The organism is Streptomyces sp. NPDC127092, assembly GCF_042722475.1.
Lineage (GTDB): Bacteria > Actinomycetota > Actinomycetes > Streptomycetales > Streptomycetaceae > Streptomyces.
Map to the genome: position 1 here is coordinate 1 of NZ_JBHXFE010000054.1, position 18,784 is coordinate 18,784.

The following is an 18,784-nucleotide window of genomic DNA, read 5'->3' on the forward strand; positions in this document are numbered from 1 at the left end:
CCCCCCGCCCGGCCGCCTCCGGCCCGGGCCGCCCGCCGCCCGGCCCCGCCGCCCACCGCCCGCCGCCCGCCCGCCCCGCCGGCCCAGTCCGCCCCGCCCCTCCTCCGTCCACCCTCCGGACGCCCGCGCCGTCGGCGTGGGCCCCGCGGCAGGATGGCCGCGTGACCGTCATCGACATCCCCGGCTCCAAGTCCGTCACCGCCCGCGCGCTCTTCCTCGCCGCCGCCGCCGAAGGCACCACCACGCTGCTCCGGCCGTTGCGGTCCGACGACACCGAGGGCTTCGCCGAAGGGCTGAAGGCCCTCGGCTACGCCGTACGGCAGGAGCCCGGTGCGTGGCACATCGAGGGGCGGCCCGCCGGGCCGGGGGCCGACGAGGCGGACGTGTACTGCCGGGACGGCGCCACCACCGCCCGCTTCCTGCCGGCGCTCGCCGCCGCCGGGCACGGCACCTTCCGGTTCGACGCCTCCGCCCAGATGCGCCGCCGCCCGCTCGGGCCGCTCACCACCGCGCTGCGCGAGCTGGGCGTCGACCTGGCGCACGGCGAGCGCGAGGGCCACCACCCGCTCACGGTCCACGGCCGCGGCATCAAGGGCGGCGCGATCCGCCTCGACGCCGGCCAGTCCTCCCAGTACCTCACCGCGCTGCTCATGCTCGGCCCGCTCACCGCCGAGGGCCTGGCCATCACCGTCACGGACCTGGTCTCGGAGCCGTACGTCGAGATCACCCTCGCCATGATGCGGGCCTTCGGCGCCGAGATCGCCCGCGAGGACGGTCCGGAAGGCCGTACGTACACGGTCGCGCCGACCGGCTACCGGGCGACCACGTACGCGATCGAGCCCGACGCCTCCACCTCCAGCTACTTCTTCGCCGCGGCCGCTCTGACGCCCGGCGCCGCCGTCACCGTGCCCGGCCTCGGCACCGGCGCCCTCCAGGGCGACCTGGCCTTCGTGGACGTGCTGCGCCGCATGGGCGCCGAGGTCGACGTCACCGGCACCGGCACCACCGTCCGCTCCACCGGCCGGCTGCGCGGACTCACCGTCAACATGCGCGACATCTCCGACACCATGCCCACCCTCGCCGCGCTCGCGCCCTTCGCCGACGGGCCCGTGCGCATCGAGGACGTCGCCAACACCCGGGTCAAGGAGTGCGACCGGCTCGACGCCTGCGCCGAGAACCTGCGCCGGCTCGGGATCGACGTCGCCACCGGCCCCGACTGGATCGAGATCCGTCCCGGAACCCCGGCCGGACCCGTCGAGATCGCCACGCACGGCGACCACCGCATCGTGATGTCCTTCGCGGTCACCGCGCTGCGCACGCCCGGCATCACCTTCGACGACCCCGGCTGCGTCCGGAAGACCTTCCCGGACTTCCACACCGTTTTCGCAGCCTTCGCACGGGGGCTGTGAGGAGCGCACGGTCTTTGCGGCGAGAATGGGGGGCATGAGCGACCGCCCCTCTCCTCTCGCCGACCCGCACATCGCCTTCGACGTGTCGGAAGGCCGCCGGGACATCGTCGTCCTCGGCTCCACCGGGTCCATCGGCACCCAGGCCATCGACCTGGTCCTGCGCAACCCCGACCGGTTCCGGGTCACCGCCCTCGCCGCCTCCGGCGGCCGGACCGGGCTGCTCGCGGAGCAGGCGCACCGGCTGCGGGTCGGCACGGTCGCCGTCGCCCGGGAGGAGGCCGTCGAGGAGCTCCGTACCGCCCTCAAGGCGCTCTACGGCTCCGAGCCGCTTCCCGAGATCCTGGCCGGCCCCGACGCCGCCACCCAGCTCGCCGCCTCGCCCTGCCACACCGTGCTCAACGGCATCACCGGCTCCATCGGCCTCGCGCCCACCCTGGCCGCCCTGGAGGCCGGCCGGACCCTGGCGCTCGCCAACAAGGAGTCCCTGATCGTCGGCGGCCCGCTGGTGAAGGCGCTGGCCAAGCCCGGCCAGATCATCCCGGTCGACTCCGAGCACGCCGCCCTCTTCCAGGCGCTCGCCGCCGGCACCCGCGCCGACGTCCGCAAGCTGGTCGTCACCGCCTCCGGCGGCCCCTTCCGCGGCCGGACCCGCCAGGAGCTGGAAGGCGTCACCCGCGAGGACGCCCTCGCCCACCCGACCTGGGCGATGGGCCCGGTCATCACCGTGAACAGCGCCACCCTGGTCAACAAGGGCCTGGAGGTCATCGAGGCGCACCTGCTCTACGACATCCCGTTCGACCGCATCGAGGTCGTCGTCCACCCGCAGTCGTACGTCCACTCCATGGTCGAGTTCACCGACGGCTCCACGCTCGCCCAGGCCACCCCGCCCGACATGCGCGGCCCGATCGCCATCGGCATCGGCTGGCCCGAGCGGGTCCCCGACGCGGCCCCCGCCTTCGACTGGTCCACCGCCTCCACCTGGGAGTTCTTCCCGCTCGACAACGAGGCCTTCCCCTCCGTGAACCTCGCCCGCCACGTCGGCGAGCTCGGCGGCACCGCACCCGCCGTCTTCAACGCCGCCAACGAGGAGTGCGTGGACGCCTTCCTCGCCGGAAGGCTGCCGTTCAACGGAATCATGGATACGGTCACAGCGGTCGTCACCGAGCACGGGGACCCCGGCCGGGGAACCCAGCTCACGGTGTCGGACGTCCTGGAAGCGGAGACCTGGGCCAGGGCCCGGGCCCGGGAACTCGCGGCGAAGGCAATCGCGGAGGCGCGCGCATGACCACACTCCTGACCGTTCTCGGCATCGTGCTGTTCGCGCTGGGACTCCTCGTCTCCATCGCGTGGCACGAGCTGGGGCACCTCTCCACGGCCAAGCTGTTCGGCATCCGCGTGCCGCAGTACATGGTCGGCTTCGGCCCCACCATCTGGTCGCGGAAGAAGGGCGAGACGGAGTACGGCATCAAGGCCATCCCGGCCGGCGGCTACATCCGCATGATCGGCATGTTCCCGCCCGGCAAGGACGGCCGGATCGAGGCCCGCTCCACGTCCCCGTGGCGCTCCATGATCGAGGACGCCCGTGAGGCCTCCTTCGAGGAGCTGCAGCCCGGCGACGAGTCCCGGCTCTTCTACACGCGCAAGCCGTGGAAGCGCGTCATCGTCATGTTCGCCGGGCCGTTCATGAACCTGGTCCTCGCCGTCGTGCTGTTCTTCGGCAGCGCCATGGCCATCGGCTTCGAGACCCAGACCACCAAGGTCGCCGGCGTCCAGAAGTGCGTCATCGCCCAGGACACCAAGCGCGAGCAGTGCCAGGCCAGCGACCCGGTCTCGCCCGCGTACGCGGCGGGCCTGAAGGAGGGCGACAAGATCGTCGCCTTCAACGGCACCCCGGTCTCGGACTGGAACACGCTCTCCGACCACATCCGCGACACCATCGGCCCCGCCACCGTCACCGTGCAGCGCGGCGGACAGCGGATCGACCTGCACCCGACCCTCATCAAGAACGAGGTCTACAAGAAGGACGCCGACGGCCGGGTCGTCCAGCCGCTGCAGACCGTGCCCGCCGGCTACCTCGGCTTCGCCTCCAAGACCGAGGTCCTGCCGCTGACCTTCGGCGAGTCCGTCGACCGCATGTCCGACCAGCTCCAGGCCGGCGTCGAGTCCGTCATCGCCCTGCCCGGCAAGATCCCCGCCCTGTGGGACGCCGCCTTCGGCGACGGCGAGCGCGAGAAGGACTCGCCCGTCGGCGTGGTCGGCGCCGCCCGCCTCAGCGGCGAGCTGATGACCCTGGACGCGCCGCCGCAGACGATCCTCGTCTGGTTCATGAACCTGCTGGTCATGTTCAACGTGTCGCTGTTCCTGTTCAACATGCTCCCGCTGCTCCCGCTCGACGGCGGCCACATCGCCGGCGCCCTGTGGGAGTCGGTCCGCCGGCACACCGCGCGGATCTTCCGGCGGCCCGACCCGGGCCCGTTCGACGTGGCCAAGCTGATGCCGGCCGCGTACGTGGTGGCGGGCGTGTTCGTCTGCTTCACCCTGCTCGTCCTGGTCGCCGACATCGTCAACCCGGTGAAGCTGACCTAGCGCCCACCCGGCCGGACACCCCTGCGGTGTCCGGCCGCCCGCCTCAGGGGCGGTAATCTCGAAGACCTGAGCCCGATGAACCACACCTTGGGGTTGTACAGCTGATGACCGCGATCTCTCTCGGTATCCCGTCCGTTCCGACCCGGCTCGCCGAGCGGCGCAAGAGCCGCCAGATCCAGGTCGGCTCGGTGGCCGTCGGCGGCGACGCCCCGGTGTCGGTGCAGTCGATGACCACCACCCGCACCTCCGACATCGGTGCCACGCTCCAGCAGATCGCCGAGCTGACCGCCTCCGGCTGCCAGATCGTGCGCGTGGCCTGCCCCACCCAGGACGACGCCGACGCGCTGGCGACCATCGCGAAGAAGTCGCAGATCCCGGTCATCGCCGACATCCACTTCCAGCCGAAGTACGTCTTCGCCGCCATCGACGCCGGCTGCGCCGCGGTCCGCGTCAACCCGGGCAACATCAAGCAGTTCGACGACAAGGTCAAGGAGATCGCCAAGGCGGCCTCCGCCGCCGGCACCCCGATCCGCATCGGCGTCAACGCCGGCTCGCTCGACGCCCGCCTGCTGGCCAAGTACGGCAAGGCCACCCCCGAGGCCCTGGTCGAGTCCGCCCTGTGGGAGGCCTCCCTCTTCGAGGAGCACGGCTTCCAGGACATCAAGATCTCGGTCAAGCACAACGACCCGGTCGTCATGGTCAACGCCTACCGCCAGCTCGCCGCCCAGTGCGACTACCCGCTGCACCTGGGCGTCACCGAGGCCGGCCCCGCCTTCCAGGGCACCATCAAGTCCGCCGTCGCCTTCGGCGCCCTGCTCTCCGAGGGCATCGGCGACACCATCCGCGTCTCGCTGTCCGCCCCGCCGGCCGAGGAAATCAAGGTCGGCATCCAGATCCTGGAATCGCTCAACCTGCGCCAGCGCCGCCTGGAGATCGTCTCCTGCCCGTCCTGCGGCCGGGCCCAGGTCGACGTCTACAAGCTCGCCGAGGAGGTCACCGCCGGCCTGGAGGGCATGGAGGTCCCCCTCCGCGTCGCCGTCATGGGCTGCGTCGTCAACGGCCCCGGCGAGGCCCGCGAGGCCGACCTCGGCGTCGCCTCCGGCAACGGCAAGGGCCAGATCTTCGTCAAGGGCGAGGTCATCAAGACCGTCCCCGAATCCAAGATCGTCGAGACCCTCATCGACGAGGCCATGAAGATCGCCGAGCAGATGGAGAAGGACGGCGTCATGAGCGGCGAGCCCACCGTCTCCGTCGCCGGCTGACCCCCACCCGCCATCGGCAGGCCCCTCCTTCGGGAGGGGCTTTTCCGTACCTCCGGAACGGCGAGAAGTTCGTACCCCCTCCTCGGCGGGAACGGCGGTAAGGTGCCAGGACCAGTAGAACCGTACGGTGAGGCCCCACGTGTTGACGCAATCATCGACGCGGGTCCTCGAACCCGCCGACCTCGGCGCCGCGCTCGCCGTCCTGGACAGCGCCCCTGTCGAGAACGCCTTCGTCACCGCCCGCGTCCAGCTCGCCGGGCTCGACCCCTGGCGCCTCGGCGGCGAGATGTGGGGCTGGTACAGCGACGGACACCTCACCTCGCTGTGCTACTCCGGCGCCAACCTCGTGCCCATCTGCGCCACCCCCGAGGCCGTCCGCGCCTTCGCCGAACGGGCCCGCCGGGTCGGCCGCCGCTGCTCCTCCATCGTCGGCCCCGCCGAACCCACCGCCCAGCTGTGGCGGCTCCTCGAACCCAGCTGGGGCCCCGCCCGCGACGTCCGCGCCCACCAGCCGCTGATGGTCGCCGACCGGCCCTCCGACACCGTCGAGGCCGACCCGCTGGTCCGCCGCGTCCGCAAGGACGAGATGGACGTGATCATGCCCGCGTGCGTCGCCATGTTCACCGAGGAGGTCGGCATCTCCCCGCTCGCCGGCGACGGCGGGCTGCTCTACCAGGCCCGGGTCGCCGAACTCGTCGGCTCCGGCCGCGCCTTCGCCCGCATCGAGGACGGCAAGGTCCTCTTCAAGGCCGAGATCGGTGCCGCCACCCGCCAGGCCTGCCAGATCCAGGGCGTCTGGGTCGCCCCCGAACACCGCGGCAAGGGCCTCTCCGAGACCGGCATGGCCGCCGTCCTGCGCTACGCGCTCGCCGACGTCGCACCCGTCGTCAGCCTCTACGTCAACGACTACAACGCCCCCGCCCGCGCCGCCTACCGCCGCGTCGGCTTCGAGGAGGTCGGCGCCTTCATGAGCGTGCTGTTCTGACCGGCTTGTAGGGTGCGGCGCATGGATGACACCGAGGTCGTGATCGCGCCGGTCAATCTCGCCGCACGGGTCGACGAGGCCCTCGCCGTCCAGGCCGTCGCCTTCGGCCTCGACGCGGCCGAGGTGGCCGTACGCCGCCACATCGTGCTGCGCCACCTCCTTAACCCCGGCGCGTGCGCGTACGGTGCCACCACACCCGACGGACGGCTCGTCGGCTTCGTCTACGGCATGCCCAACGACCGGTCCCACTGGTGGTCGACGGTGGTGGAGCCGTACCTGCGCGCCGAGGGCAACGCCGGGTGGCTCGACGACTCCTTCGTCATCACCGAGCTGCACGTCCACCCCGACTTCCAGGGCAGGGGAGTGGGCCGCGACCTGATCACCACCATCACCGACCGGTCCGAGCTGCCCCGCTCCATCCTCTCCGCCATCGACACCGAGAGCCCCGCCCGCGGCCTGTACCGCTCGCTCGGCTACACCGACCTCGCCCGGCAGGTCCACTTCCCCAGCGCGCCCCGCCCGTACGCGGTGATGGGAGCCCCGCTGCCGCTCAGGCGCGGGAACTGATTTCACCGACCAGGGGCGACCCGGCTAACCTCCTAGCCATCACCGATTACCCGGCATTACCCGGCAGGAGTACGAGAACCATGGCCAACGCACCGGTCCAGCGCATGTCCCAGTTGATGGCGAAGACGCTGCGCGACGACCCGGCGGACGCCGAGGTCCTCAGCCACAAGCTCCTCGTCCGCGCCGGCTACGTCCGCCGCACCGCCGCGGGCATCTGGAGCTGGCTGCCCCTCGGCAAGAAGGTCCTGTCCAACGTCGAGCGCATCGTGCGCGAGGAGATGGACGCCATCGGCGCCCAGGAGGTGTCCCTCCCGGCGCTGCTGCCCCGCGAGCCCTACGAGGCCACCGGCCGCTGGGACGAGTACGGCGCGGAGCTGTTCCGCCTCCAGGACCGCAAGGGCGGCGACTACCTCCTCGGCCCGACGCACGAGGAGATCTTCACCCTGCTGGTGAAGGACCAGTGCTCGTCCTACAAGGACCTGCCGGTCACGCTGTACCAGATCCAGACGAAGTTCCGCGACGAGGCCCGCCCGCGGGCCGGCATCCTGCGCGGCCGCGAGTTCCTGATGAAGGACTCGTACTCCTTCGACCTGGAGGACGAGGGCCTGGCGCAGTCCTACGCCCTGCACCGCCAGGCCTACCAGCGCGTCTTCGAGCGCCTCGGCCTCGACTACCGCATCTGCGCGGCCACCGCCGGCGCCATGGGCGGCTCCAAGTCCGAGGAGTTCCTGGCCCCGGCCGAGGCCGGCGAGGACACCTTCGCCGACTGCCCGAACTGCGACTTCGCGGCCAACACCGAGGCGGTGTCCTACGAGCTGAAGGCCGTCGACGGCTCCGCCGTGCCCGCCGCCGAGGACATCCCCACCCCGGACACCCCGACCATCGAGACGCTGGCCGCCTCCCTCGGCGTCCCGGCCTCCGCGACGCTCAAGAACCTCCTCGTGAAGGTCGACGGCGAGATCGTGGCCGTGGGCGTGCCCGGCGACCGCGAGGTCGACCTGGGCAAGGTCGAGGCGCACTTCGCCCCGGCGACCGTCGAGATGGTCACCGAGACCGACTTCGCCGAGCGCCACGACCTGGTCCGCGGCTACGTCGGCCCGCAGGGCCTGGACAAGGTGAAGTACCTCGCCGACCCGCGGGTGGCGCCGGGCACCGCCTGGATCACCGGCGCCAACAAGGACGGCATGCACGCGAAGAACGTCGTCGCGGGCCGTGACTTCGAGGTCGACGAGTACGTGGACGTCGTCGTCATCCAGGACGGCGACCCCTGCCCGAAGTGCGGCACCGGCCTGAAGCTGGACCGTGCCATCGAGATCGGCCACATCTTCCAGCTGGGCCGCAAGTACGCCGACGCCCTCAAGCTCGACGTCCTCGGCCAGAACGGCAAGCCGGTCCGCGTGACCATGGGCTCGTACGGCATCGGCGTCTCGCGCGCGGTGGCGGCGCTCGCCGAGCAGACCGCCGACGACAAGGGCCTGTGCTGGCCCGCCGAGGTCGCCCCGGCCGACGTCCACGTGGTCGCCGCCGGCAAGGCGCTCCAGACCGAGCTGGCCCTCGAGGTCTCCGACAAGCTCGCCGCCGCGGGCCTGCGGGTCCTGGTCGACGACCGGGCCGGCGTCTCCCCGGGCGTCAAGTTCACCGACGCGGAGCTCATCGGCGTCCCGAAGATCCTGGTCGCCGGCCGCCGCGCGGCGGAGGGCGTCGTGGAACTGAAGGACCGCCGCACGGGCGAGCGCGAGGAGCTGCCGGTGGACGAGGCCATCGCCCGTCTGTCGGCCTGACCCGACCCGAAGGGGCGCGACCAGAGAGGTCGCGCCCCTTCGGCGTTCCCGCCGCGCCGGCGGGGTCGTGCGGTGCCGGCGGTCGTGCCGTGCCGGCGTCGTCCTGCGCCAGGCTCAGGAGGTCTCCTCCCTCGGTGCCGGGTCCACCGACGCGCCCGTCAGGTCCTCGATCGCGTCCACCGCGTGCGCGTGGCCCGCCAGGTACGCCTCCGACGGCTGAGGCGGCGTCGGCGGTACCGTCGGCAGGGGCGCGTAGTGGTGTCCGGCGGCCGGTTGGGCGGAGCCGCGTTCGAGGAAGCGGAGCAGCTCCACCGGGATCGGCAGCACCAGCGTCGAGTTCTTCTCGGCCGCGACGGCCATCACCGTCTGCAGCAGCCGCAGCTGCAGCGCGGACGGCGCGTCCGCCATCTGGTGCGCCGCCTCCGCCAGCTTCTTCGACGCCTGCAGCTCCGCGTCCGCGTTGATCAGCCGCGCCCGCCGCTCGCGGTCCGCCTCCGCCTGCCGGGCCATCGACCGCTTCATGGTCTCCGGCAGCGAGACGTCCTTGATCTCGACCCGGTCGATCTGCACGCCCCAGCCGATCGCCGGCGAGTCCAGCATCAGCTCCAGGCCCTGGTTGAGCTTCTCCCGGTTGGACAGCAGGTCGTCCAGGTCGCTCTTGCCGATGATCGACCGCAGCGAGGTCTGTGCCATCTGCGAGACGGCGAACCGGTAGTCCTCCACCCGCACCAGCGCCTCCGCCGCGTCCACGACCTTGAAGTAGACGACCGCGTCCACCCGTACCGTCACGTTGTCCCGGGTGATGCCCTCCTGGGCGGGCACCGGCATCGTGACGATCTGCATGTTCACCTTGTGCAGGCGGTCCACGAACGGAACGATCATGTTGAACCCGGGCTGGCGCACCTGACCGCGCAGCCGCCCGAAGCGGAACACGACGCCGCGTTCGTACTGCTTGACCACCCTGGCCGCCGCACCGGCGTACGCGGCTGCCACCGCGGCCGCTCCCACGGCGGCCATCAACAGTTCCTGCATCATCACGGCCCCCTGCCATCGAGCCGAGCCGGACGTTACGAAAAGGGTATTCCCCCTCAAGCCGTCCGCTACAACCAGCCCGCGAACTCCAGCAGCAGCTCCGCGTCCGCCCGCCGGCCCGCCGTGAGCGACCGGGTCGCGGACTCGACGGCGCGGAACAGGGTCCAGCCGCGCAGCCGCTCCCGGTCGACGTCCAGGGCGTCGGCGAGCTTGTTCACCCGGCGGCGTGCGGCCGAAGCCCCGGAGGACGCGGCCACCAGGTCCTCCACCCGGTCCCGCACCAGTCGCGCGAGGTCGTAGGCGCGCTCGCCGACCAGCGGCTCGGGGCCGACCGCGAGCCACGGCGCCCGGTCGCCGGCCAGGACCTTGCCCTGCCGGAACTGGCCGTGCAGCAGCAGGGTCTCGGGGGACCGGGCCACCAGCTCCTCGCGCGCGGCGAGCGCGGCGGCGACCAGCTCACCCGCCTCGTCGTCGGCCCGGTAGCGCTCCATGGCCTCCGCCTGCCGGTCCGTACGCCCGGCGACCGACTCGAAGCCGTGTCCGGCGGGCGGCTCCACCCACAGCTTGCGTACCGTCCCGGCGGCCTCCAGGAGGGCCTTCGCCTCCGGCAGGGAGCGCAGGGACACCTCCGGGTGCAGCCGCTCCAGGACGAGGCCGCCGTTCCCGGTCTCGCCGAGCAGCCGCGCCGCGCCCCAGCCGTTCCAGTGCGCGAGCGCGTCCCGCTCCAGGTCCGGACGGGCGAATCCGGGCGCGATCTTCACGACCGCGTCCGGAACGAGGACGACGAGGCTGCTGCGCCCGCCGGGAGCCATCACCCGTTCGGCGACGAGCCCGGCGTCCTCCAGCGTGTTCTCGGCGAGCCCCGGGAGCTCCCCGAGCCATTCGGCCGCGACAGCGTCCCCGTACGTCTCGCCGAGAGCCCGCACCAGTCGCTGCGGCGGTTCGAAACCCATGCGTGCGTTGATTCCTTCGTGTCCTCGGCGGCCCGTGACCTTTCCTAGGCCCGCTCCGCGAGCCCAGGAAAGGTTACGTCGCTGCCGCGCCAGCGGGCCGCGCGCACCGCCGCCTCGCGCAGGGCGGCCGCCGCGTCGCGGCGCAGCGGGCCGTCGGCGGAGCGGACGAGGTCGGAGTAGACGCCGGCCACCCGGTCCTCCAGGACCGCCGCGAGCCGTACGGCGGCGGCCGGATCCGGTACGGCGAACGGCAGCTCGTAGCCGCCTGCCGCGGCGACGGGGTCGCCGTCCAGGTCCCGCACGGTGCGGCGCAGCGCGTCCCGGCGGGCGCGGTGGGCCTCGTAGGCGGCGGTGGCCTCGGCGCGCCGGGCCTCGTCGACGCGGGCGCCGACGACGCCGTAGCCGTACACGGCCGCGTGCTCGGCGGCGAGTGCGGCCTGGGCCGCGTCGAGCGCGCTCATCCGCGGCCCCCTTCGGTCAGCAGGTAGGCGTGCGCGGCGCCGGACGCGGCGACGGAGGCGAGCAGCCGGGCGTACTCCGGCGGCGCGGTCAGCAGCGCGGCCGTGTGGGCGTCGGCGGTCGCCCGTACGGCGGTGGTGAGGTCCCGGAGCGCCGTGGCGGGATCGGACGGCACCGGGATGGGCGCGAGGGACCGGGAGGGGGAGGGGGAGGCGGACGAAGGGGTGGCGGGCGAGGCGGACGCGGCAGGGCCGGGGGCGGGCGCCGTGCCCCCTTCGCCCAGCGCCTTCACATGGGCCGCCACCGACGCCCGCAGCGGCGCCAGCCGGGCCGCGAGGGCCGGGTGCCCTTCGATGACCGCGTCGTAGCGCAGCAGCAGGTCACGGCTGGTGCCCGCCGAGCGGGCGCGCAGCGCGGCCTCGGCGGCCGCCGCCCGTTCGGCGGCGCTCGGCTCCCTCGGGCCGTCCCCGTCGCCGTCGGACGTGCAGCCCGCGAGCGTCATCGCCGCCCCTGCCGCGCCGGCCGCGCCCGCCGTCAGGAGCGCGCGTCTGCCCACCGTCGTCACGCCTCCTCCTCCCTCGCGTGTTCGAAGATCTTCCAAGATCGCCGCAGGCGAGCGTACCCGCGGCCCCCGGCCCGGTGGACGGCAACACCCTCCGGGACCGGATACCCTTTGATCTGACACGCGACGAACCCACAACAGCACACGCGGCCGAGGAGTCACCCGGATGAGCACCACCCAGAACGAACGGCTGCGCGGTCTTCTGGAGCCGCTCGTTCACGCGAAGGACCTCGACCTCGAGGAGATCGAGGTGTCCCGGGCCGGCCGTCGCGGACTGCTGAGGGTCGTCGTCGACTCGGACGAGGGCGTCGAACTCGACGTCTGCGCCGAGCTGAGCCGCGTCATCTCCGAGAAGCTCGACGAGACGGACGCGATGGGCGAGGGCGAGTACGTCCTCGAAGTCAGCTCCCCGGGCGCCGACCGTCCGCTCACCCAGCACCGTCACTACCTGCGTGCCACCGGCCGTCTGGTCAAGCTCCAGCTGACCTCCGAGGCCGGCGGCGGCGAGGTCGTCACCCGTGTCCTCGCGGTGGACGAGGACGGCCTGGACACCGAGGTGCCGGGCGTGAAGGGCCGCAAGGCGACCGCCCGCCGGATCGAGTTCTCCGAGATCGCCAAGGCGCGTGTCGAGATCGAGTTCAACCGCAAGGACAAGAAGGAAGAGGAGGCGTAGCCGTGGACATCGACGTGAAGCTCCTGAAGGGCTTGGCACAGGAGAAGGAAATCTCCTTCGAGATGCTGGTCGAGGCGATCGAGTCGGCCCTCCTCATCGCCTACCACCGCACCCCCGACGCCCGCCGCCACGCGCGCGTGGAGCTGGACCGGCAGACCGGTCACGTGACGGTGTGGGCGAAGGAAGACCCCTCCGAGCTGGAGGAGGGCCAGGAGCCCAAGGACTTCGACGACACGCCGTCGGACTTCGGCCGGATCGCGGCGAGCACCGCCCGCCAGGTCATCCAGCAGCGGCTGCGCGACGCCGAGAACGACGTCACCTTCGGCGAGTACGCGCGCCGCGAGGGCGACATCGTGGCCGGCCAGGTGCAGCAGGGCAAGGACCCGCAGAACGTCCTCGTCCGGCTGGACGACCGCCTCGAGGCGATCCTGCCGAAGCAGGAGCAGGTGCCGGGCGAGGAGTACACGCACGGTCTGCGGCTGCGCACGTACGTCGTCCGGGTGGCGAAGGGTGTGCGCGGTCCGTCCGTCACCCTCTCGCGCACCCACCCCAATCTGGTGAAGAAGCTGTTCGCCCTGGAGGTGCCGGAGATCGCCGACGGTTCCGTCGAGATCGCCGCCATCGCCCGTGAGGCCGGCCACCGCACCAAGATCGCCGTCCGGTCCACCCGTTCGGGCCTGAACGCCAAGGGCGCCTGCATCGGCCCGATGGGCGGCCGGGTGCGCAACGTGATGGCGGAGCTGCTGGGCGAGAAGATCGACATCGTCGACTGGTCGGACGACCCGGCCGAGCTCGTGGCGAACGCGCTGTCACCCGCTCGGGTGTCCAAGGTCGAGATCGTCGACCTGGCGGCCCGTTCCGCCCGGGTGACGGTGCCCGACTACCAGCTGTCCCTGGCCATCGGCAAGGAGGGTCAGAACGCCCGCCTCGCCGCGCGGCTCACCGGCTGGCGGATCGACATCCGTCCGGACACCGAGCAGCAGGGCGAGGGCGGCGCCCGGTAGCACGGGCGCCTGGTCCCGTACCGGCACTGATCCTTTTTGGCCAACGACTGTTCGATTTTTGCCCCAAACGGGTGAGGTCGGTACGGGGAGGTAGACTTAACGTGTCTGGCCGGACGCAGGCCCGCGCGTGCCCTGAGCGAACCTGTGTGGGATGCCGGGAGCGAGCGGCCAAGAGCGATCTGCTGCGGATCGTGATGAATAAGGACGAGTGCGTTCCCGATCATCGCGGTACGCTGCCCGGCCGGGGTGCGTACGTGCACCCCGCCTTGGTCTGTCTCGACCTGGCGGTGCGCCGTCGGGCGTTCCCGCGGGCCTTTCGGGTCCAGGGGCCGCTCGACACGACGGCGCTGCGCGCGGATGTCGAGCAGACCGCACCGTAGAGATGTACGGCACAAAAGATGTACGGCACGGAACCCCGTGCGGTCAGGTACCTCGCGAGTTGGAAGTAGGTCGAGATTGCGATGAGCACTCGATGAGTACGCGATGAGTACGCCCATGAAGTAGCGACGGTCCGGCGGTAACCGGACCTCAAAGGAGCGAAGTGGCTAAGGTCCGGGTATACGAACTCGCCAAGGAGTTCGGTGTGGAGAGCAAGGTCGTCATGGCCAAGCTCCAAGAACTCGGTGAATTCGTCCGTTCGGCGTCCTCGACGATCGAGGCGCCGGTCGTGCGCAAGTTGACTGACGCGTTGCAGGGTCCCGGCGGTGGCGCCGGCAAGACCGCTGCGAAGCCTGGTGCGCCCCGCAAGGCGGCGCCCTCCCCCAAGCCCGCGGCGCCCTCCCCGGCCGCTGCGGCACGTCCCGCTGCCCCCAAGCCCGGCGCCCCGGCCCCCAAGCCGGCCCCCGCCGCGCCCGCGGCTCCGGCCACTCCGGCCGCCCCCGCGAGCAGCACCCCCTCTCCGGCTCCGGCCGCGTCGGGCCCCCGTCCGGGTCCGAAGCCCGCGCCCAAGCCGGCTCCCGCCGCGCCGGCTCCGGCCGCGCCGGAGTTCACCGCGCCTCCGTCGGCCCCGGCCGCCGGTCCGCGCCCCGGTGGTGCCACCCCCGGCCCGCGTCCGACCGCTGCCCGTCCGGGCCAGCAGGCGCCGCGTCCGGGTCAGCAGGCCCCCCGTCCCGGCCAGCAGGCCCCGCGTCCGGGCGGTCGCCCGGCCGGCCCGCGTCCGGGCAACAACCCCTTCACCTCCGGTGGCTCCACCGGCATGGCGCGCCCGCAGGCGCCCCGTCCGCAGGGTGGCGCTCCGCGTCCCGGCGGCCAGGGCGGTCCCGGCGGCGCTCCGCGCCCGCAGGGTCCCGGCGGCGTTCCCGGCGCTCCGCGCCCCCAGGGCGGCGCTCCGCGTCCGACCCCGGGCGGCATGCCCCGTCCGCAGGCTCCGCGCCCCGGCGGCGCGCCCGGCGGTAACCGTCCGAACCCGGGCATGATGCCGCAGCGTCCCGCTGCCGGCCCGCGTCCGGGCCCCGGCGGCCGTGGCCCGGGTGGCCCCGGCGGTCGTCCGGGCGGTCCCGGCGGCGGCGGCGGTCGTCCCGGCTTCGCCGGTCGTCCGGCCGGTCCCGGCGGTGGCGGCGGCGGCTTCGCCGGCCGTCCCGGCGGTCCGGGTGGTGGCGGCGGCGGTCGTCCCGGCGGTCCCGGTGGTGGCGGCGGCTTCGGCGGTCGTCCCGGCGGCTTCGGCGGTCGTCCCGGTGGTCCGGGTGGCCGTGGTGGCACGCAGGGCGCCTTCGGCCGTCCCGGCGGTCCCGCGCGTCGTGGTCGCAAGTCGAAGCGTCAGAGGCGCCAGGAGTACGAGGCCATGCAGGCCCCGTCCGTGGGCGGCGTGATGCTGCCTCGCGGTGGCGGCGAGACCATTCGCCTGTCGCGCGGTGCGTCCCTCACCGACTTCGCGGAGAAGATCGGCGCCAACCCGGCGTCGCTCGTCGCGGTCATGATGAACCTCGGCGAGATGGTCACGGCCACGCAGTCCGTCTCCGACGAGACGCTGCAGCTCCTCGGCGACGAGATGAACTACACGGTTCAGATCGTCTCCCCCGAGGAGGAGGACCGTGAGCTGCTGGAGTCCTTCGACCTCGAGTTCGGTGAGAACGAGGGCGGCGAAGAGGCTCTGGTCTCCCGTCCGCCGGTCGTGACCGTCATGGGTCACGTCGACCACGGTAAGACCCGGCTCCTCGACGCGATCCGCAAGACCAACGTGGTCGCGGGCGAGGCCGGTGGCATCACCCAGCACATCGGTGCCTACCAGGTCGCGACCCAGGTCAACGACGAGGACCGCAAGATCACCTTCATCGACACCCCGGGTCACGAGGCGTTCACCGCCATGCGTGCCCGTGGTGCGAAGTCGACCGACATCGCGATCCTCGTGGTGGCGGCCAACGACGGTGTGATGCCCCAGACGATCGAGGCGCTGAACCACGCCAAGGCGGCCGACGTGCCGATCGTGGTCGCGGTCAACAAGATCGACGTCGAGGGCGCGGACCCGGTCAAGGTGCGCGGTCAGCTGACCGAGTTCGGTCTGGTGGCCGAGGAGTACGGCGGCGACACGATGTTCGTCGACATCTCCGCCAAGCAGGGCCTGAACATCGACAAGCTGCTCGAGGCCGTCGTCCTGACCGCCGACGCCGCCCTGGACCTCCGGGCCAACCCGGACCAGGACGCGCAGGGCATCGCGATCGAGTCCCACCTCGACCGCGGCCGTGGTGCGGTCTCGACCGTCCTCGTCCAGCGAGGCACGCTGCGCATCGGCGACACGATGGTCGTCGGCGACGCGTACGGCCGTGTCCGCGCGATGCTCGACGACAAGGGCAACAACGTCGAGGAGGCGACTCCGTCGACTCCGGTCCTGGTCCTGGGTCTCACCAACGTCCCCGGCGCCGGCGACAACTTCCTGGTCGTCGACGAGGACCGCACCGCCCGCCAGATCGCCGAGAAGCGCGCCGCGCGTGAGCGCAACGCCGCCTTCGCCAAGCGCGTCCGCCGGGTGTCCCTCGAGGACCTCGACAAGGTGCTCAAGGCTGGTCAGGTCCAGGAACTCAACCTCATCATCAAGGGCGACGCGTCCGGTGCGGTCGAGGCCCTGGAGTCCTCGCTGCTCCAGCTCGACGTCGGCGAAGAGGTCGACATCCGCATCCTGCACCGCGGTGTGGGTGCGGTCACCGAGTCGGACATCGACCTGGCCATGGGCTCCGACGCCATCGTCATCGGCTACAACGTCCGTGCGGCCGGCCGTGCCGCGCAGATGGCTGAGCGCGAGGGCGTCGACGTCCGGTACTACTCGGTCATCTACCAGGCGATCGAGGAGATCGAGGCGGCGCTCAAGGGCCTCCTCAAGCCGGAGTACGAAGAGGTCGAGCTCGGTACGGCGGAGATCCGCGAGGTCTTCCGCTCGTCCAAGCTGGGCAACATCGCCGGTGTCCTCATCCGCTCCGGCGAGGTCAAGCGCAACACCAAGGCGCGCCTCATCCGCGACGGCAAGGTCGTGGCGGAGAACCTCAACATCGAGGGTCTGCGTCGCTTCAAGGACGACGTCACCGAGATCCGCGAGGGCTTCGAGGGTGGTATCAACCTCGGAAACTTCAACGACATCAAGGTCGACGACGTCATCGCGACGTACGAGATGCGCGAGAAGCCGCGCGCGTAACGCACGGGACCGCGTTCGGGGCCGGTCGGCGGGAAGTATTTCCGTCGATCGGCCCCGGCCGTTGCGTGTACGGTTTTGATGTTCCTGCCGGGCGAGGGCCCGGCAGGCCTTCGAACCCGAACCGGCGGGACATCCGGCACCGCATGTACGTGGGGACCCTGTCCTTCGATCTGCTCCTCGGCGACGTTCATTCGTTGAAGGAGAAACGCTCCGTCGTCCGGCCCATCGTCGCCGAGCTCCAGCGCAAGTTCTCCGTGAGCGCGGCCGAGGTGGGCGACCAGGACCTCCATCGCAGGGCCCGCATCGGGGTCGCTCTGGTGTCCGGGGACTCGGGGTTCGTGTCGGACGTGCTCGACCGCTGCGAGCGGCTGGTCGCGGCCCGGCCCGAAGTGGAACTGCTGTCCGTGCGACGCAGGCTCCACACTGATGAAGACTGAACGAGCAAGGCAAAGAAGGAGTAGGACCAGTGGCCGACAACGCGCGGGCGAAGAAACTGGCGGACCTCATCCGGGAGGTGGTCGCCGAGAAGCTGCAGCGCGGCATCAAGGACCCGCGCCTGGGCACGCACGTGACCATCACGGACACCCGCGTCACCGGTGACCTGCGGGAGGCCACGGTCTTCTACACGGTCTACGGCGACGAGGAGGACCGGGCCAGCGCCGCCGCCGGCCTGGAGAGCGCCAAGGGCATCCTGCGCTCGGCCGTCGGCCGGGCCGCGGGCACCAAGTTCACCCCGACGCTCACCTTCGTGGCGGACGCCCTTCCGGAGACCGCCCGGAACATCGAGGACCTGCTCGACCAGGCGCGCGCCTCCGACGCCAGGGTGCGCGAGGCGTCCTCGGGTGCCACGTTCGCGGGCGACGCCGACCCGTACAAGAAGCCGGGCGAGGACGAAGCCGCCGAATGAGCAAGGCAACCACCACGCCCGACGGGCTTGTCATCGTCGACAAGCCGTCGGGCTTCACTTCGCACGACGTCGTGGCCAAGATGCGCGGGATCGCCAAGACCCGCCGCGTCGGCCACGCCGGCACGCTCGACCCCATGGCCACGGGCGTCCTCGTCCTCGGCGTGGAGCGGGCCACCAAGCTGCTCGGTCACCTCGCGCTGACCGAGAAGGAGTACCTGGGCACCATCCGCCTCGGGCAGACCACCATCACCGACGACGCCGAGGGCGAGATCACGGCGTCGGTCGACGCGTCGAAGGTCACCCGCGAGCAGATCGACGCGGGCGTGGCCGAGCTCACCGGCGACATCATGCAGGTGCCGTCGAAGGTCTCCGCGATCAAGATCGACGGCAAGCGGTCCTACGCGCGGGTGCGCGGCGGCGAGGAGTTCGAGATTCCTGCCCGCCCGGTCACCGTCTCCTCGTTCCGGGTGTACGACGTGCGCGAGGACACCGCGGAGGACGGCACGCCGGTCGTGGACCTGGTCGTCTCCGTGGTCTGCTCCTCCGGCACCTACATCCGGGCGCTCGCCCGCGACCTGGGCGCCGGTCTCGGCGTGGGCGGCCACCTGACCGCGCTGCGCCGCACCCGGGTCGGCCCGTACAAGCTGGACAGCGCCCGGACCCTGGACCAGCTCCAGCAGGACCTGACGGTCATGCCGGTCGCCGAGGCCGCCGCGGCGGCGTTCCCGCGCTGGGACGTCGACGAGCGACGGGCCAAGCTGCTGCTGAACGGCGTACGGCTCGACATGCCGGCGTACCCGGCGGGCCCGGTCGCCGTCTTCGGACCGGACGGGCGGCTGCTCGCGCTGGTCGAGGAGCAGCGGGGCAAGGCGAAGAGCCTGGCCGTCTTCGGCTGAGCGGACCACCTCGGCCCGTCCGGCCACGATCCGCCGGACGGGCCCCGGCAGCGGGGGGGGGGGGGTGGGGGGGGTGGGGGCCCGGG

At 72.2% G+C, this 18,784-nt stretch carries 18 protein-coding genes; 14 read left to right on the plus strand and 4 right to left on the minus strand.

The features are described from left to right. Nucleotides 1-161: 161 nt before the first annotated feature. The 7 genes from aroA (at nucleotide 162) to ACFWJO_RS32600 (ending at nucleotide 8,590) form a co-directional block, all read left to right on the plus strand. Nucleotides 162-1,409 carry a 3-phosphoshikimate 1-carboxyvinyltransferase gene (aroA, locus tag ACFWJO_RS32570; RefSeq protein WP_386871020.1) on the plus strand — a complete coding sequence of 416 codons (1,248 nt, stop codon included), beginning with the start codon at nucleotides 162-164 and terminating at the stop codon, nucleotides 1,407-1,409. 34 nt (nucleotides 1,410-1,443) lie between these two features. Next, nucleotides 1,444-2,694, plus strand: coding sequence for a 1-deoxy-D-xylulose-5-phosphate reductoisomerase (gene dxr, locus ACFWJO_RS32575; RefSeq protein ID WP_386871022.1), 1,251 nt, complete (start codon nucleotides 1,444-1,446; stop codon nucleotides 2,692-2,694). Next, a complete protein-coding gene (locus ACFWJO_RS32580) occupies nucleotides 2,691-3,995 on the plus strand; it encodes a M50 family metallopeptidase (protein WP_386871024.1) in 1,305 nt (434 codons plus the stop codon). Before dxr ends, ACFWJO_RS32580 begins: the two co-directional genes overlap by 4 nt. Nucleotides 3,996-4,099: 104 nt before the next feature. Next, entirely contained in the window at nucleotides 4,100-5,257 is a 1,158-nt protein-coding gene (gene ispG, locus ACFWJO_RS32585; RefSeq protein WP_386871026.1) for a flavodoxin-dependent (E)-4-hydroxy-3-methylbut-2-enyl-diphosphate synthase, read from the plus strand. Nucleotides 5,258-5,396: 139 nt separating this feature from the next. After that, nucleotides 5,397-6,242 carry a GNAT family N-acetyltransferase gene (locus ACFWJO_RS32590; protein ID WP_386871028.1) on the plus strand — a complete coding sequence of 282 codons (846 nt, stop codon included), beginning with the start codon at nucleotides 5,397-5,399 and terminating at the stop codon, nucleotides 6,240-6,242. Between the two features lie 21 nt (nucleotides 6,243-6,263). Then, the gene (locus ACFWJO_RS32595) at nucleotides 6,264-6,809 is read left to right on the plus strand and encodes a GNAT family N-acetyltransferase (protein WP_386871030.1); all 546 of its coding nucleotides are present in this window, start codon (nucleotides 6,264-6,266) and stop codon (nucleotides 6,807-6,809) included. A gap of 80 nt (nucleotides 6,810-6,889) precedes the next feature. Beyond that, nucleotides 6,890-8,590 carry a proline--tRNA ligase gene (locus tag ACFWJO_RS32600; protein ID WP_386871032.1) on the plus strand — a complete coding sequence of 567 codons (1,701 nt, stop codon included), beginning with the start codon at nucleotides 6,890-6,892 and terminating at the stop codon, nucleotides 8,588-8,590. Between the two features lie 114 nt (nucleotides 8,591-8,704). Here ACFWJO_RS32600 and ACFWJO_RS32605 read toward each other — a convergent pair whose 3' ends face one another. From ACFWJO_RS32605 to ACFWJO_RS32620, 4 genes are all read right to left on the minus strand, one after another. Beyond that, a complete protein-coding gene (locus tag ACFWJO_RS32605) occupies nucleotides 8,705-9,625 on the minus strand; it encodes a slipin family protein (protein WP_386871034.1) in 921 nt (306 codons plus the stop codon). Nucleotides 9,626-9,690: 65 nt separating this feature from the next. After that, the gene (locus ACFWJO_RS32610; RefSeq protein ID WP_386871036.1) at nucleotides 9,691-10,575 is read right to left on the minus strand and encodes an aminoglycoside phosphotransferase family protein; all 885 of its coding nucleotides are present in this window, start codon (nucleotides 10,573-10,575) and stop codon (nucleotides 9,691-9,693) included. A gap of 44 nt (nucleotides 10,576-10,619) precedes the next feature. Continuing rightward, nucleotides 10,620-11,036: a ferritin-like domain-containing protein gene (locus tag ACFWJO_RS32615; RefSeq protein WP_386871038.1), complete on the minus strand. Its 417-nt coding sequence runs from the start codon at nucleotides 11,034-11,036 to the stop codon at nucleotides 10,620-10,622. Continuing rightward, nucleotides 11,033-11,599 carry a hypothetical protein gene (locus ACFWJO_RS32620; RefSeq protein ID WP_386871039.1) on the minus strand — a complete coding sequence of 189 codons (567 nt, stop codon included), beginning with the start codon at nucleotides 11,597-11,599 and terminating at the stop codon, nucleotides 11,033-11,035. The genes ACFWJO_RS32615 and ACFWJO_RS32620 overlap by 4 nt, the downstream gene beginning before the upstream one ends. 163 nt (nucleotides 11,600-11,762) lie before the next feature. On the opposite strand from ACFWJO_RS32620, the gene rimP reads away from it, so the two are divergent. The 7 genes from rimP to truB all read left to right on the plus strand — a co-directional run bounded on the left by rimP (nucleotide 11,763) and on the right by truB (nucleotide 18,698). Next, on the plus strand, nucleotides 11,763-12,269 hold the full coding sequence (rimP, locus tag ACFWJO_RS32625; RefSeq protein WP_386871041.1) for a ribosome maturation factor RimP: 507 nt from the start codon (nucleotides 11,763-11,765) through the stop codon (nucleotides 12,267-12,269). A gap of 2 nt (nucleotides 12,270-12,271) precedes the next feature. After that, complete coding sequence (gene nusA / locus ACFWJO_RS32630; protein WP_386871043.1) at nucleotides 12,272-13,273, plus strand: transcription termination factor NusA; 1,002 nt, start codon at nucleotides 12,272-12,274, stop codon at nucleotides 13,271-13,273. A gap of 101 nt (nucleotides 13,274-13,374) precedes the next feature. After that, complete coding sequence (locus ACFWJO_RS32635) at nucleotides 13,375-13,653, plus strand: YlxR family protein (RefSeq protein ID WP_386871045.1); 279 nt, start codon at nucleotides 13,375-13,377, stop codon at nucleotides 13,651-13,653. Between the two features lie 161 nt (nucleotides 13,654-13,814). Further along, nucleotides 13,815-16,895 carry a translation initiation factor IF-2 gene (gene infB / locus ACFWJO_RS32640; RefSeq protein ID WP_386871047.1) on the plus strand — a complete coding sequence of 1,027 codons (3,081 nt, stop codon included), beginning with the start codon at nucleotides 13,815-13,817 and terminating at the stop codon, nucleotides 16,893-16,895. A gap of 143 nt (nucleotides 16,896-17,038) precedes the next feature. Continuing rightward, nucleotides 17,039-17,332 carry a DUF503 domain-containing protein gene (locus ACFWJO_RS32645; protein WP_384420704.1) on the plus strand — a complete coding sequence of 98 codons (294 nt, stop codon included), beginning with the start codon at nucleotides 17,039-17,041 and terminating at the stop codon, nucleotides 17,330-17,332. A gap of 29 nt (nucleotides 17,333-17,361) precedes the next feature. Next, the gene (rbfA, locus tag ACFWJO_RS32650; protein WP_386871049.1) at nucleotides 17,362-17,802 is read left to right on the plus strand and encodes a 30S ribosome-binding factor RbfA; all 441 of its coding nucleotides are present in this window, start codon (nucleotides 17,362-17,364) and stop codon (nucleotides 17,800-17,802) included. After that, nucleotides 17,799-18,698 (plus strand): tRNA pseudouridine(55) synthase TruB, encoded by a 900-nt coding sequence (truB, locus tag ACFWJO_RS32655; RefSeq protein ID WP_386871051.1) that lies wholly within the window; start codon nucleotides 17,799-17,801, stop codon nucleotides 18,696-18,698. The genes rbfA and truB overlap by 4 nt, the downstream gene beginning before the upstream one ends. Nucleotides 18,699-18,784: the final 86 nt, after the last annotated feature.